This is a genomic window from Streptococcus sp. 5905 (assembly GCF_013276505.1).
In the GTDB taxonomy this organism is placed as follows: Bacteria; Bacillota; Bacilli; order Lactobacillales; family Streptococcaceae; genus Streptococcus.
The window spans coordinates 147757-163077 of record NZ_VMLC01000003.1 but is presented as its reverse complement, the minus strand read 5'-3'; the positions used below and the strand labels follow the sequence as shown (position 1 = coordinate 163077).

The 15321-nt window shown below is 44.0% G+C and carries 11 protein-coding genes; all 11 read left to right on the top strand.

Annotation, left to right across the window (positions count from 1 at the left end; all coding sequences use genetic code 11):
* The 11 genes from HT680_RS06375 (at position 1) to HT680_RS06325 (ending at position 15301) form a co-directional block, all read left to right on the top strand.
* Positions 1-999 carry a uroporphyrinogen decarboxylase family protein gene (locus HT680_RS06375; RefSeq protein WP_173259093.1) on the top strand — a complete coding sequence of 333 codons (999 nt, stop codon included), beginning with the start codon at positions 1-3 and terminating at the stop codon, positions 997-999.
* Positions 1000-1010: 11 nt separating this feature from the next.
* Positions 1011-1889, top strand: a complete 879-nt coding sequence (locus HT680_RS06370) for a transporter substrate-binding domain-containing protein (RefSeq protein WP_173259091.1) — start codon at positions 1011-1013, stop codon at positions 1887-1889.
* 32 nt (positions 1890-1921) lie between these two features.
* Complete coding sequence (locus HT680_RS06365; protein ID WP_000255460.1) at positions 1922-2614, top strand: amino acid ABC transporter permease; 693 nt, start codon at positions 1922-1924, stop codon at positions 2612-2614.
* 3 nt (positions 2615-2617) lie between these two features.
* The gene (locus HT680_RS06360; protein WP_173259089.1) at positions 2618-3340 is read left to right on the top strand and encodes an amino acid ABC transporter permease; all 723 of its coding nucleotides are present in this window, start codon (positions 2618-2620) and stop codon (positions 3338-3340) included.
* Between the two features lie 9 nt (positions 3341-3349).
* The gene (locus HT680_RS06355) at positions 3350-4114 is read left to right on the top strand and encodes an amino acid ABC transporter ATP-binding protein (protein WP_173259087.1); all 765 of its coding nucleotides are present in this window, start codon (positions 3350-3352) and stop codon (positions 4112-4114) included.
* 419 nt (positions 4115-4533) lie between these two features.
* The gene (locus HT680_RS06350) at positions 4534-5292 is read left to right on the top strand and encodes an isoprenyl transferase (RefSeq protein WP_038805815.1); all 759 of its coding nucleotides are present in this window, start codon (positions 4534-4536) and stop codon (positions 5290-5292) included.
* Positions 5293-5300: 8 nt separating this feature from the next.
* The gene (locus HT680_RS06345; protein ID WP_084974463.1) at positions 5301-6104 is read left to right on the top strand and encodes a phosphatidate cytidylyltransferase; all 804 of its coding nucleotides are present in this window, start codon (positions 5301-5303) and stop codon (positions 6102-6104) included.
* Positions 6105-6119: 15 nt separating this feature from the next.
* Positions 6120-7376, top strand: coding sequence for an RIP metalloprotease RseP (rseP, locus tag HT680_RS06340; RefSeq protein WP_173259085.1), 1257 nt, complete (start codon positions 6120-6122; stop codon positions 7374-7376).
* A gap of 16 nt (positions 7377-7392) precedes the next feature.
* The gene (locus HT680_RS06335) at positions 7393-9246 is read left to right on the top strand and encodes a proline--tRNA ligase (RefSeq protein ID WP_173259083.1); all 1854 of its coding nucleotides are present in this window, start codon (positions 7393-7395) and stop codon (positions 9244-9246) included.
* Between the two features lie 107 nt (positions 9247-9353).
* Positions 9354-10733, top strand: coding sequence for a glycoside hydrolase family 1 protein (locus HT680_RS06330; protein WP_173259080.1), 1380 nt, complete (start codon positions 9354-9356; stop codon positions 10731-10733).
* Positions 10734-10909: 176 nt separating this feature from the next.
* Positions 10910-15301 (top strand): PolC-type DNA polymerase III, encoded by a 4392-nt coding sequence (locus HT680_RS06325; RefSeq protein ID WP_173259078.1) that lies wholly within the window; start codon positions 10910-10912, stop codon positions 15299-15301.
* Positions 15302-15321: the final 20 nt, after the last annotated feature.

Genomic DNA, 15321 nt, shown 5'->3' with positions numbered 1-15321 from the left:
ATGTCAGAAAAAAAAGAATGGGTTTTAAAAGCATTTAGAGGTGAAAAGGTTGAACGTGTGCCAGTTGGCTTTTGGCACCATTTCACATCCGAAGACGAATGGCTACACGGTTTCTCAAATCCAGCCATTATCGAGAAGAATATAGAGGGCCATAAGCGCTTTATCCGAGAAGTTCAGCCGGACTTTATCAAACTCATGAGTGATGGCTACTTTGCTTATCCAAATCCAGCGATTGCCAAAGGCAAATCACTTCAAGAATTGGCGACCATTCAACCACTCGGACCAGATCACGCTTGGATAAAAGAGCAGGTGGACTTGGTTAAGAAAATCAAGCAAGAGTTTACAGAAGATATCGTTGCGATTTACAATATTTTTGCTCCTGTGACCTATCTCAAGTGGCTGCTTGGGGAAGTGTCTGGCGGGGATGACCTTATTGCAGACTTTCTGGTGGAAGATTCTAAAGCCCTTAAGAAGGTGTTGGATGTGATTGCAGAGGATATTGCGAGTCTCAGCCGAGCTGTTATCGAAGAGGCTGGTGCTGATGGAATCTACCTCAGCGTGCAGAGTATCCAAGATCAACGAGTGTCGGCAGCAGATTATCAAGCCGTCATTGCACCTAGCGAGATAACTGTTCTGGAAGCAGCTAGTGCTGTTGGTGGCGTCACTGTTCTTCATATCTGTGGCTACGAGGGGGCGCGAAATGATATTCATCTTTTTGCAGATTATCCAGCCCAAGTCTTTAACTGGGCTGTAGGACCAGAGGGAATCACTCTCAAGGAAGGTCGCGAGATTTTCAAGGGACGTACGGTTCTTGGAGGATTCGAAAATGGCAAGACAGGCTTGCTGTATACTGGTAGCAAGGATGCCATTCAGGCTGAGGCAAAGAAACTAGTTGCAGAAGCTGGGGAACAGGGCTTGGTACTTGGGGCAGATTGTACCATTCCAAGTGATATCGCAGTTGAACGTATCCAGTGGGTGAGAGAAGCGCTTGAAAACTAAAGGAGAAAAAGATGAGTAAAAAAGCATGGATTATCGGTGGTGTAGCAGTTGTTGCAGTAATTGGGGCAACGATTATCGGGAGAAGTTTAGCTGGCGCTCCAGCCAAAGAGGGAGAAACAGCTTCATCTGGTGGGGTCATAACCTTGAAGGTTGCCCATACACAAAACTACGTACCTTATGACTTTGTTAATGAAAAAGGGGAATCAGATGGTTATGAAGTAGCTGTTTTGAAGGCTGTTGATGAGAAGTTGGCAAACTATCAATTTGAATATACGGGTACCAGTGATGACGACCTCTTGATTGGTCTGGAATCAGGCAAGTATGACATCGGAACCAAGGGAGCTTGGTACACAGAAGAACGAGCTAAAAAGTTTGTCATTCCATCTGAACCAGTCGGAGCGAGCATTATCGGATTTACTGTCAGAAAAGAAGATGAACAGAAATACAAAACCATTGATGACTTTGCTAAGAATAAAGGAAAATTGGTTCCCATCTCTCCACAGAATGCTCAATGGAATGTTATCACCACCTACAATGAAAAACATCAGGATGCACCGATTGAGTTGACAGCAGCTGAATCTTTCAAAGTGGCAGATGCCTATGCCTGGGTCTTAGAAGGACGTTATGACGCCTTCTTTGATATCAAACTGTCCTTTGAAAAAGCAGTTACCGCAGAAGATGGCCCTTACCACCAATATGCAGATAAACTCAGCTGGTTCCCATACAAGGGTATTCCAACTTATCCCTTGATTCACCGTGATGAAAAGGGTGAGAAATTTGCTAAAGAATACGAAAAAGCAATTAAAGAGTTGAAAGAAGATGGCACGCTTGCTAAGCTATCTCAGCAATACTTTAAAGAAGATGTCTTTAGTTACGTAGACAAAGACTAGACCAGAAATTCCAAGACTAGAAAGGGTTTTGCATGGTTTCTTATGATTTTTCCAAGGTCTTTCAGTTTTTGCCGACCTTATGGCAGGCGCTTCCTATGACCTTGTCCATTCTCTTTTTTACCACTCTTCTTGGTTCCCTTTTTGGAGGTCTCTTGGCCTGGGCGCAAGTAGGAGAAGATAAGAGTTTTGCAGCGATTTCCAAAGGCTATATCTTTACCCTTCGTTGTACACCGCCGATTGTCTTACTTTTTCTAGTCTTTTATGGCTTGCCAGAATTTCTGAAATGGTGGCTTGGTTTGGATATCAACAACTGGTCTAAAACTATTTTTGTTCTCTTGACGATGATTCTCTTGTTTGCGGCTATCGTTGCCGAGGTTTTCAAGGCGGCCTATCAAGCTATTCCAAAGGGGCAGACAGAGGCCGGGCTTAGTATTGGTTTGACTCCAAGTCAGACTTTTTGGAGAATCATTTTTCCCCAAGCTTTTCAAGTTGCTCTTCCCAATATAACAACCGCTATTCTCAATCTGATGCGGGATGCTGCCTTGGCTTATACGATTGGTTTTGTTGATGTCATGGGGGCAGGCAATCTCTTGATCAGTCGCAATTTAGGGAACTACTCTCTGGAAACCTATACGGCAGTTGCGCTTCTTTACTGGGGGATTGCCTTGGTTATTTCTAGCTTGAGTCGTTTGCTTGAGAAGTCTTTGGAAACAAAAGGGAGGTAAGAAATGGATATAGACTATATTGTAAAGACCTTTCTGGAGACCTTGAAGGGTGTGCCAATCACCTTGATTATCATGATTGTGGCTATGGTCTTAAGCTTTTTACCAGCTCTATTTTTAGCCTTGGGGCAGATTTACAAGATTCGAGGGGTGAGGAGTTTTTCTCTGGTCTATCTGGCGTTTATCCGAGCGACTCCTCCGATTTTATTGATTCTCTTCTTTTATAGTTTGTTTCCAAGTTTGCTGAATCAATTTCTCAAAAGCATAGGAAGTGACTTTGATATTTTCAAGCTTGATCCTCTCTACTATGCCTTTATCATTTATAGTTTGATGACAGTCGGGAGTTTATCGGAGATTTTGCGTTCAGCGATCTTGACGGTGGACAAGGGACAACTAGAGGCGGCGCATGCGATTGGGCTGACTACGACCCAGGCCTATCTAAGGATTGTTTTTCCTCAAGCCTTGCGCTCAGCCTTGCCTAACTTGGCCAATCTGGTGATCAATATCGTCAAAGGGACCTCTCTGGTCTTTGTTATGACTATCAAGGATATCACCGCTATTGCTCGTGTGGAAGCGTCCTATGGTTACCAGTATTTTGAGTCTTATTTTGTAATCTTTTTGCAGTATATTTTGATCTGTGGTTTGATTCAGTGGGTCTTCTCCCTGCTGGAAAAAGGCTATGTAAAAAAAGAAAAGAGAGCAAAAGCATCTAGTGCGCGTTTTGTATAGGAGGACAGGATGTTACAAGTAGAACATATCGCAAAAACATTTGGTGAGAGGCAGGTACTGGAGGATGTCAATCTCCAGGTCAATCAAGGGGATGTAGTCGTCATTTTAGGACCATCAGGTTCGGGGAAAACGACCTTTCTCCGCTGTCTCAACCACTTAGAAAAAGCTGACCGCGGTCAGTTGACCTTGGCAGGAAAAACCTATGACTTGGCAAAATTGAGCAAGAAAGACATTCTAGAAATTCGCCAAAAAACAGCCTTTGTTTTCCAACACTACAATCTCTTTGCAAACAAAACTGCTCTGGAAAATATTCTAGAAGGCCTAATCGTGGCTCGTAAAGTTCCCAAGGAAGAAGCGCTCAAACGTGCAGAATCTGCCTTAGAAAAAGTTGGTTTACTTGCTTATAAGGACTACTACCCTTCACAACTATCTGGAGGGCAACAACAACGAATAGGAATTGCGCGTGCCATTGCCGTCAAGCCCGAGGTGATTTTACTCGATGAACCAACATCTGCACTAGACCCTGAGTTGGTTGGAGATGTTTTGGATGTTTTGAAACAGTTGGCGGGAGAAGGTGTGACCATGGTGGTCGTCACACATGAGATGGGATTTGCTAGGGATGTCGCTAACCACGTTATTTTCATGGACGGAGGCCGTATCGTAGAGGAGAATAATCCACACGACTTCTTTAGTCGACCGCAGGAAGAACGAACCAAGCAGTTCCTGGCTCGTATCTTATCAGATGCCACCTATAGTGTAGAATACATGATTTGATAGATAAGTGCATTATGAAAGTAACTTATGAGGCAAAGTTTCAATCTATAAACTATGGAAAAAGGTGCCAGCTTGAAATGACTTTCAGAAAAAGCTAGGTTTTAGACTTAGATTGGCTATTTGAGATGATTTGAGCTACTTTTCGTACACTCAAGTGGGCAATCTTATTTTAGATTTTTCATTTCTCAAAAAACTTAAGAAAAATTTAAGCTAGGAGGTGTATACTAAGCTCATAAGTTAAGAAGAACTTAACTTAAACTCCTAAAACTTTTTCATAATAATCTCCCTATAAAATAAAGTCGCCCAATCAGGCGGCTTATTTTTTGTCTATCTGTAAGCAGGGGCAGTAACTTAGCAATAGAAGAATAGAGGGAAATATGGTATAATGAAACGATAGATTTTTGAATAGGAATAAGATCATGTTTGGATTTTTTAAGAAAGATAAAGCTGTAGAAGTTGAGGTTCCAACACAGGTTCCTGCTCACATTGGCATCATCATGGATGGAAATGGTCGCTGGGCTAAAAAACGGATGCAACCACGGGTTTTTGGTCATAAGGCAGGGATGGAAGCCCTCCAAAAGGTGACCAAGGCAGCTAATAAGATGGGAGTTAAGGTCATCACAGTCTATGCCTTTTCAACGGAAAACTGGACGCGCCCAGATCAAGAAGTCAAGTTTATCATGAACTTGCCAGTCGAGTTTTATGACAACTACGTCCCTGAATTGCATGCAAATAATGTTAAGATTCAGATGATTGGGGAGACAGATCGCCTACCTAAGCCGACTTTTGAAGCTTTGAAAAAAGCAGAGGAGTTGACCAAGAACAATACAGGCTTGATTCTCAATTTTGCGCTTAACTATGGTGGTCGTGCTGAAATTACGCAGGCTTTTAAGAGCTTGGCTCAGGAAGTTCTAGATGCCAAAATCAATCCTGGTGATATTACAGAAGATATGATAGGGGATTATCTTTTCACACAACGCCTGCCAAAGGATTTGCGAGATCCTGATTTGATTATCCGTACGAGTGGCGAGTTGCGTTTGAGTAATTTCTTGCCATGGCAAGCAGCCTATAGTGAGCTTTACTTTACGGATACCTTGTGGCCTGATTTTGATGAAGCATCTTTGAAGGAGGCTATTACGGCCTATAATCGTCGCAATCGCCGTTTTGGAGGAGTTTAGGAGAAGATATGACCCAAGATTTACAAAAGAGAACATTGTTTGCGGTATTGGCTCTGGCTATTTTCCTTCCAGTCTTATTTGTGGGAGGACTCTTGTTGCAGATAGGGATTGGTTTGTTAGCGATGCTGGCTGTCCATGAACTCTTGCAGATGAAGGGGCTAAAGACCATGACCATCGAGGGCGCCTTGACCCTCTTTGCGACATTTGCCCTCACAATCCCCTTAGAAAATTATCTAACTTTTTTGCCTGTTGATGGGAATGTGGTTGCCTACAGCGTTTTAATTACGATCATGCTAGGGACGACCGTTTTCAGTAAAAACTATACGATTGAAGATGCTGCCTTTCCAATTGCTGTGAGCTTTTATGTTGGTTTTGGTTTTAATGCCTTACTAGATGCTCGAGTGGCAGGTTTTGACAAGGTGCTTCTGGCCCTCTTTATCGTTTGGGCGACAGATAGTGCGGCTTACCTGATAGGGATGAATTTTGGGAAGCATAAGTTGGCACCAAGAGTTTCTCCTAATAAGAGTATTGAGGGCTTTATCGGTGGGATTCTAGGTGCGGTACTGGTAACAGCAATCTTCATGCTAGTAGACAGCACAGTTGCTCTCCCTTATGGGATTTATAGAATGAGCCTCTTTGCCGTCTTCTTCAGTGTGGCGGGTCAGTTTGGTGACTTGATTGAGAGTGCCATGAAACGCCATTTCGGTGTCAAGGATTCTGGGAAATTTATCCCGGGGCATGGTGGTGTGTTGGATCGTTTTGACAGTATGCTAGTTGTCTTTCCTATCATGCACTTGTTTGGCCTCTTCTAAAGAAAGGAATATTGAATGATTGGATTGCTAACCTTTATCCTAGTTTTTGGGATTATCGTGGTGGTGCATGAGTTTGGACATTTTTATTTTGCCAAGAAATCGGGCATTCTAGTTCGTGAATTTGCTATTGGTATGGGCCCCAAGATTTTTGCCCATATTGGTAAGGATGGCACTGCTTATACCATTCGGATGCTCCCTCTAGGTGGCTACGTTCGTATGGCTGGTTGGGGCGATGATGCGACAGAAATCAAGACAGGAACCCCAGTCAGTTTAACACTTACTGATGATGGTAAGGTCAAACGGATCAATCTATCTGGGAAGAAACTGGATCAAACAGCTCTCCCTATGCAGGTAACCCAGTTTGACTTTGAAGACAAGCTCTTCATTAAAGGCATGGTCTTGGAAGAAGAAAAGACCTTTGCAGTGGATCATGATGCAACGGTTGTTGAGGCAGATGGAACCGAAGTGCGCATTGCCCCTCTGGATGTACAGTACCAAAATGCTTCTATCTGGGGCAAGCTCATCACCAACTTTGCAGGTCCTATGAACAACTTTATCTTAGGAGTCGTTGTTTTTTGGATCCTAATCTTTTTACAAGGCGGTGTTAGAGATACTCAGACAAATCTCTTTCATGTCATGCCAGAGGGCGCTTTGGCTAAGGTGGGTGTAGCTGAGACAGCTCAAATTACCAAGGTCGGCTCTCACGAAGTTAAGAATTGGCAAGACTTGATTCAGGCTGTAGAAGCAGATACCAAGGACAAGACCGCTCCGACCTTGGATGTGACCATTTCTGAAAATGGTAGCGAAAAGCAAGTCACTGTGACGCCAGAAGAAAATCAAGGACGTTACATTCTTGGGGTTCAACCGGGAGTCAAGTCAGACTTTCTATCCATGTTTGTTGGTGGATTTACGACAGCTGCTGACTCGGGACTCCGTATCCTTTCGGCTCTGAAAAACTTGATTTTCCATCCAGATTTGAACAAACTCGGTGGTCCCGTTGCCATTTTTAAGGCAAGTAGCGATGCTGCTAAAAATGGTCTTGAGAATGTCCTCTACTTCCTAGCTATGATTTCTATTAATATCGGAATTTTTAATTTGATTCCGATCCCGGCTTTGGATGGTGGAAAGATTGTGCTCAATATCCTAGAGGCTATCCGCCGGAAACCCCTTAAACAAGAAATTGAAACCTATGTCACCATGGCTGGTGTAGTTATCATGGTTGTCTTGATGCTAGCTGTGACCTGGAATGACATTATGCGACTCTTCTTTTAGATAATCGAGGAATATTATGAAACAAAGTAAAATGCTAATCCCTACGCTTCGCGAAATGCCAAGCGATGCTCAAGTTATCAGCCACGCCCTTATGTTGCGTGCTGGCTATGTTCGTCAAGTTTCTGCAGGTGTTTATTCTTACCTACCACTTGCTAACCGTGTGATTGAAAAGGCTAAGAACATCATGCGCCAAGAGTTTGATAAGATTGGTGCAGTAGAAATGCTAGCTCCGGCCCTTCTTAGTGCCGATCTTTGGCGTGAATCAGGTCGTTATGAAACATATGGTGAAGACCTTTATAAACTGAAAAACCGTGAAAAGTCGGACTTTATCCTAGGTCCGACACACGAAGAGACTTTCACAGCCATTGTCCGTGACTCTGTTAAGTCATACAAACAATTGCCACTCAACCTTTACCAAATCCAGCCCAAGTATCGTGATGAAAAACGCCCACGTAACGGCCTTCTCCGTACGCGTGAATTTATCATGAAAGACGGCTATAGTTTCCATGCCAACTATGACAGTTTGGATGTGACTTATGACGAGTACAAGGCGGCCTATGAACGTATTTTCACTCGTAGTGGCTTGGATTTCAAGGCCATCATCGGTGACGGTGGAGCCATGGGTGGTAAGGATAGCCAAGAATTTATGGCGATTACACCAGCCCGTACAGACCTCGACCGCTGGGTTGTTTTGGACAAGTCAGTTGCCTCATTTGACGAAATTCCTGCAGAAGTGCAAGAAGAAATCAAGGCAGAATTGCTTAAGTGGATGGTCTCTGGTGAAGATACCATCGCCTACTCAAGTGAATCCAGCTATGCAGCTAACTTAGAAATGGCAACAAACGAGTACAAACCAAGCAACCGTGTTGTCGCTGAAGAAGAAGTAACTCGTGTTGCAACACCAGATGTTAAATCCATCGATGAAGTGGCAGCCTTTCTCAACGTTCCAGAAGAACAAACGATCAAGACCCTCTTCTACATGGCGGATGGTGAGCTTGTTGCAGCCCTTCTAGTTGGAAATGACCAACTCAACGAAGTCAAGTTGAAAAACCACTTGGGTGCAGATTTCTTTGATGTGACTAGCGAAGAAGAAGTAGCAAATGTTATTCCAGCTGGTTTTGGTTCACTTGGTCCAGTTGGTTTGCCAGAGAATGTTAAAATTATTGCAGACCGTAAGGTGCAAGATGTTCGCAATGCTGTTGTGGGGGCTAACGAAGATGGCTACCACTTGACGGGTGTGAACCCAGGTCGTGATTTCACTGCAGAATACGTGGACATTCGCGAAGTTCGTGAGGGTGAAATTTCACCAGACGGACAAGGGGTCCTTAACTTTGCGCGTGGTATCGAGATCGGTCATATTTTCAAACTCGGAACTCGTTATTCAGCAAGTATGGGCGCAGATGTTTTGGACGAGAATGGTCGTGCTGTGCCAATCATCATGGGATGTTACGGTATCGGTGTTAGTCGTCTCCTCTCAGCCGTTATAGAGCAACACGCTCGCCTCTTTGTTAACAAAACGCCAAAAGGTGAATACCGTTACGCTTGGGGAGTTAACTTCCCTAAAGAATTGGCACCATTTGATGTGCACTTGATCACTGTCAATGTCAAAGATGAAGAAGCGCAAGCCTTAACAGAAAAATTGGAATCCAACTTGATGGGAGCTGGTTACGAAGTCTTGACAGATGACCGTAACGAACGTGTCGGAGTGAAGTTTAGCGATAGCGACTTGATTGGGTTGCCAATCCGTATCACTGTTGGGAAGAAAGCAGCTGACGGTATTGTAGAAGTTAAAATCAAAGCGACTGGTGACACTATCGAAGTTCACGCAGACAACTTGCTCGAAACGCTTGAAATCCTAAGCAAGAAATAAAAACTATAATCAGAAGAAAAACAAGGCAAAAATGTAACTAGTTTTTACCTTGTTTTTTCTATATAATGGGAGTGAATAAAGACATAATCAATTTAAGAGGTATAACAATGCTAAAATTTCCAAAGGATTTTGTTTGGGGTTCCTCCACTTCTGGACCACAGACAGAAGGACGAGTGCCAGGTGATGGCAAGGGAGATAATCTCTGGGATTATTGGTATCAGGTGGAACCCAATCGCTACTACAATGGGATTGGACCTGACAAAACATCGACTTTTTACGAAAACTGGGAGAAGGATATTGAGCTTTTGGTAGAGACTGGTCATACAGCCTTTCGCACTTCTATCCAGTGGTCTCGCGTTTTCCCACAAGGCCGTGGAGAAGTCAATCCTCAAGGGGTGGCTTTCTACCGTCAGGTATTTGAAGCCATCAAGTCTAAGGGAATCCGTCTTCTAGTCAATCTCTACCACTTTGACCTCCCTTTTGCCCTTCAAGCAGACGGGGATGGTTGGGAAAATAAGGCGACTGTCTCAGCCTATGAAGACTATGCTCGTTTTTGTTTTGAAACTTACGGCGACTTGGTGGACCAATGGATTACCTTTAATGAGCCCATCGTTCCTGTAGAGTTTGGCTATTTCTATGATGCCCACTATCCTCATAAGGTAGATGCCAAAGCGGCGGTTAAGGTTGCCTATCACACACAACTGGCTAGTAGTCTTGCGGTGAAGGCCTGTCATGAAGTTTTGCCTGATTCCAAGATTGGGATTGTCCTTAATTTGACACCAGCCTACCCACGTAGTCAGCATCCTGCAGATGTCAAGGCCGCTCGCATTGCCGACCTCTTTCAAGCTCAATCTTTCCTAGATCCGTCTGTCTTGGGAGCTTATCCAGAGGAATTGGTGGAAATTTTGTCTGAGCATGATTTGCTACCAGAGTACACTGTTGAAGAGTTAGAAGTCATTCGAGAGCATACTGTGGACTTCCTTGGAGTCAACTACTACCAACCTCTGCGTGTTATGGCGCCACGTTTTGCCAAGCATCCAGATAGCCCGCTCTTGCCAGAGCATTTCTATGAGCCATATGTCATGCCGGGTCGTAAGATCAATCCCCACCGCGGTTGGGAAATCTACGAGCAAGGGATTTATGATATTGCTCAAAATATCAAGGAAAATTATGGTAATATTGAGTGGATGTTGACAGAAAACGGTATGGGTGTTGAAGGTGAAGACAAGTTCCGTGAGAATGACATGATTCAAGACGACTATCGTATTGACTTTGTCAAGGGGCATTTGCGTGAACTCCATCGTGCTATTGAAGATGGCGCCAACTGTAAAGGCTACTTAATCTGGACCTTTATTGACTGCTGGTCATGGCTCAATAGCTATAAAAACCGCTATGGTTTGGTTGAGCTTGACTTGGAAACGCAAGAACGCCGCCTGAAGAAATCAGGCCACTGGTTCAAAGAGCTCAGCGACAATAATGGATTTTAAGAATAAAAGTGAGATGAAAATCATCTCACTTTTTAATATGTGACTACGGATCAGTATAGTTTTATCTACCACAAGTATGATAAAATCTTTCCATTTAAATCGCAAGGAAAATGGTACTAGCTATATATTTTCTTTAATTATGGTAAAATAGTAAGAGAATAATGTGAGGAAATTGAATGTCAAGTAAGTTTGAAATTTTAATGAATCAACTGGGGATGCCTGCTGAAATGAGACAGGCTCCTACTTTATCAAAGGCTGATATTGAGCGTGTTGTGGTTCATAAAATTAGTAAGGTCTGGGAATTTCATTTTGTATTTTCTAATATTTTACCGATTGAAATCTTTTTAGAGTTAAAGAAAGGGTTGAGTGAGGAATTTTCTAAGACAGGGAATAAAGCTGTTTTCGAAATCAAGGCTCTCTCTCAAGAATTTTCAAATGAACTTTTGCAGGCCTACTATAGGGAGGCTTTTTCTGAAGGTCCATGTGCTAGTCAAGGGTTTAAATCTCTTTACCAGAACCTGCAAGTTCGTACGGAGGGAAATCAGCTCTTTATTGAAGGTTCAGAGGCGATTGATAAGGAACACTTTAAGAAAAATCACCTTCCTAATCTAGCAAAGCAGCTTGAAAAGTTTGGTTTCCCAGCCTTTGTTTGCCAGATAGAAAAGAACGATGCACTTACACAAGAACAGGAAGAAGCCTTTCATGTGGAGAATGAACAAATCGTCCAGGCTGCCAATGAGGAAGCACTCCGGGCTATGGAGCAACTGGAACAAATGGCTCCTCCTCCAGTAGAAGAGAAGCCAGCCTTTGATTTTCAGGCTAAAAAGGCTGCGGCCAAGCCTAAACTAGATAAGGCTGAAGTTACCCAGATGATCGACGTGACGACTGAGGAAAATCGCCTGGTCTTTGAAGGGGTCGTTTTTGATGTGGAGCATAAGGTGACCAGAACTGGTCGCGTTTTAATCAACTTTAAAATGACAGACTACACTTCAAGTTTTTCAATGCAAAAATGGGTTAAGAATGAAGAAGAAGCTCAGAAGTTTGACATCATTAAGAAGAATTCTTGGCTACGAGTGCGTGGGAATGTGGAGATGAATAACTTCACACGTGATTTGACCATGAACGTCCAGGATGTGCAGGAAGTTGTTCACTATGAGCGGAAGGATTTGATGCCAGAAGGTGAGCGTCGGGTTGAGTTTCATGCTCATACTAATATGTCGACTATGGATGCTCTACCAGAAGTAGAGGAGATCGTTGCGATAGCTGCTAAGTGGGGACACAGGGCGGTTGCCATCACGGACCATGGAAATGTTCAATCTTTCCCACACGGCTATAAGGCGGCCAAGAAAGCTGGAATCCAGCTGATCTATGGAATGGAAGCCAATATTGTGGAGGATCGTGTTCCAATCGTTTATAACGAAGTGGAGATGGACTTGTCAGAAGCGACCTATGTAGTTTTTGACGTGGAAACGACGGGACTTTCAGCCATCTATAATGACCTGATTCAGGTTGCGGCCTCTAAGATGTACAAGGGAAATGTCATTGCTGAATTTGATGAATTTATCAACCCAGGTCATCCCTTGTCAGCCTTTACTACTGAGTTGACAGGAATTACAGATGATCATGTCAAAAATGCCAAACAACTGGAACAAGTTTTGCAAGAATTCCAAGAATTCTGTAAGGATACCGTCCTAGTTGCCCACAATGCCACCTTTGACGTTGGCTTTATGAATGCCAACTATGAGCGCCATGGTCTGCCTAAGATTAGCCAGCCAGTTATCGATACGCTGGAGTTTGCTAGGAACCTCTATCCTGAGTATAAACGTCATGGTTTGGGACCTTTGACCAAGCGTTTTGGTGTGGCACTGGAACACCACCACATGGCCAACTACGATGCGGAAGCTACAGGTCGTCTGCTTTTCATCTTTATCAAAGAGGTAGCAGAAAAACATGGTGTGACCGATCTGGCTAGGCTAAATATTGATCTAATCAGTCCAGACTCTTATAAAAAAGCTCGGATCAAGCATGCGACCATTTATGTCAAGAATCAAGTTGGTCTAAAAAATATCTTTAAACTGGTTTCTTTGTCCAATACCAAGTACTTTGAAGGGGTGCCACGAATTCCGAGAACGGTTCTAGATGCCCATCGGGAGGGCTTGATTTTAGGATCAGCCTGTTCAGAAGGTGAAGTTTTTGATGCAGTTGTTTCCCAAGGTGTGGATGCGGCGGTTGAAGTGGCTAAGTATTACGACTTTATCGAGGTCATGCCACCGGCTATCTATGCTCCCTTGATTGCTAAAGAGCAGGTCAAGGATATGGAGGAACTTCAGACCATTATCAAGAGTTTGATCGAGGTCGGGGACCGTCTCGGGAAGCCTGTTTTGGCTACGGGAAATGTCCATTATATCGAACCAGAAGAAGAGATTTACCGTGAAATTATCGTCCGTAGTTTAGGACAGGGGGCTATGATTAACCGAACCATCGGTCATGGCGAACATGCCCAACCAGCTCCACTTCCCAAAGCTCATTTTCGAACCACTAATGAGATGTTGGATGAATTTGCCTTCCTGGGAGAAGATTTAGCTCGCAAACTGGTTATTGAAAACACCAATGCTTTGGCAGAAGTCTTTGAACCTGTTGAGGTTGTTAAGGGTGACTTGTACACGCCTTTCATCGACAAGGCGGAAGAAACGGTCGCTGAGCTGACCTACAAGAAAGCTTTTGAGATTTATGGAAATCCGCTGCCAGATATTGTTGATTTGCGGATTGAAAAAGAATTGACTTCCATTCTTGGGAATGGATTTGCCGTGATTTATCTGGCTTCCCAGATGCTGGTACAACGTTCTAATGAACGGGGTTACTTGGTTGGTTCTCGTGGATCTGTCGGTTCCAGTTTTGTTGCGACCATGATTGGGATTACAGAGGTCAATCCTCTCTCTCCTCACTATGTCTGTGGTCAGTGTCAGTACAGTGAGTTTATCACCGATGGTTCTTATGGTTCAGGATTTGACATGCCTAATAAGGATTGTCCAAAGTGTGGTCATAAACTCAGCAAAAATGGGCAGGATATTCCGTTCGAGACTTTTCTTGGTTTTGATGGAGACAAGGTTCCCGATATTGACTTGAACTTCTCGGGAGAAGACCAACCTAGCGCTCACTTGGATGTTCGTGATATCTTTGGTGAGGAATATGCCTTCCGTGCAGGAACGGTTGGTACAGTGGCTGCCAAGACGGCCTATGGCTTTGTCAAGGGTTACGAGCGTGACTATGGCAAATTTTATCGTGATGCAGAGGTGGAACGCCTCGCTCAAGGTGCTGCTGGTGTTAAGCGGACGACAGGACAACACCCGGGGGGAATCGTTGTTATTCCGAACTACATGGATGTTTACGACTTTACGCCTGTTCAGTATCCAGCAGATGACGTAACGGCTGAATGGCAGACTACTCACTTTAACTTCCACGATATCGATGAGAACGTCCTCAAGCTTGATGTACTGGGACACGATGATCCGACCATGATTCGGAAACTTCAGGACTTGTCTGGCATTGACCCTAATGAAATTCCTATGGATGACGAAGGTGTGATGGCACTTTTTTCTGGAACGGAAGTTTTAGGTGTGACACCTGAGCAAATCGGAACGCCGACGGGTATGCTGGGAATACCAGAGTTTGGAACCAACTTTGTCCGAGGCATGGTTGATGAAACCCATCCGACAACCTTTGCGGAGTTGCTGCAGTTGTCAGGGTTGTCTCACGGTACTGATGTCTGGTTGGGAAATGCCCAGGATTTGATTAAGCAAGGAATTGCTGACCTCTCAACCGTTATCGGTTGTCGGGACGACATCATGGTTTACCTCATGCACGCGGGTCTAGAACCAAAGATGGCCTTTACCATCATGGAGCGCGTACGTAAGGGCTTGTGGTTGAAGATTTCCGAAGAGGAGCGAAATGGCTATATCGAAGCCATGAAGGCCAATAAGGTACCAGAGTGGTATATCGAATCATGTGGGAAAATCAAGTATATGTTCCCTAAAGCCCACGCTGCGGCCTATGTTATGATGGCCTTGCGTGTAGCCTACTTCAAGGTTCACCATCCCATTTATTACTACTGTGCTTACTTCTCAATCCGTGCTAAGGCCTTTGATATCAAGACCATGGGAGCGGGTTTGGATGCCATCAAGCGCAGAATGGCAGAAATCGCTGAAAAACGGAAGAACAATGAGGCTTCCAACGTAGAAATTGACCTCTACACAACACTTGAAATCGTCAATGAGATGTGGGAACGTGGTTTCAAGTTCGGAAAACTGGACCTCTATCGCAGTGATGCGACGGAATTCCTCATCGATGGCGACACCCTCATTCCGCCATTTGTAGCAATGGATGGTCTTGGAGAGAACGTTGCCAAGCAACTGGTACGTGCGCGCCAAGAGGGCGAATTCCTCTCTAAAACGGAACTCCGCAAACGTGGTGGACTTTCCTCAACCTTGGTTGAAAAGATGGATGAAATGGGTATTCTGGGCAATATGCCAGAAGATAACCAGTTGAGTTTGTTTGATGAGTTGTTTTAAAGGAGATGAGGAAAAGTAAA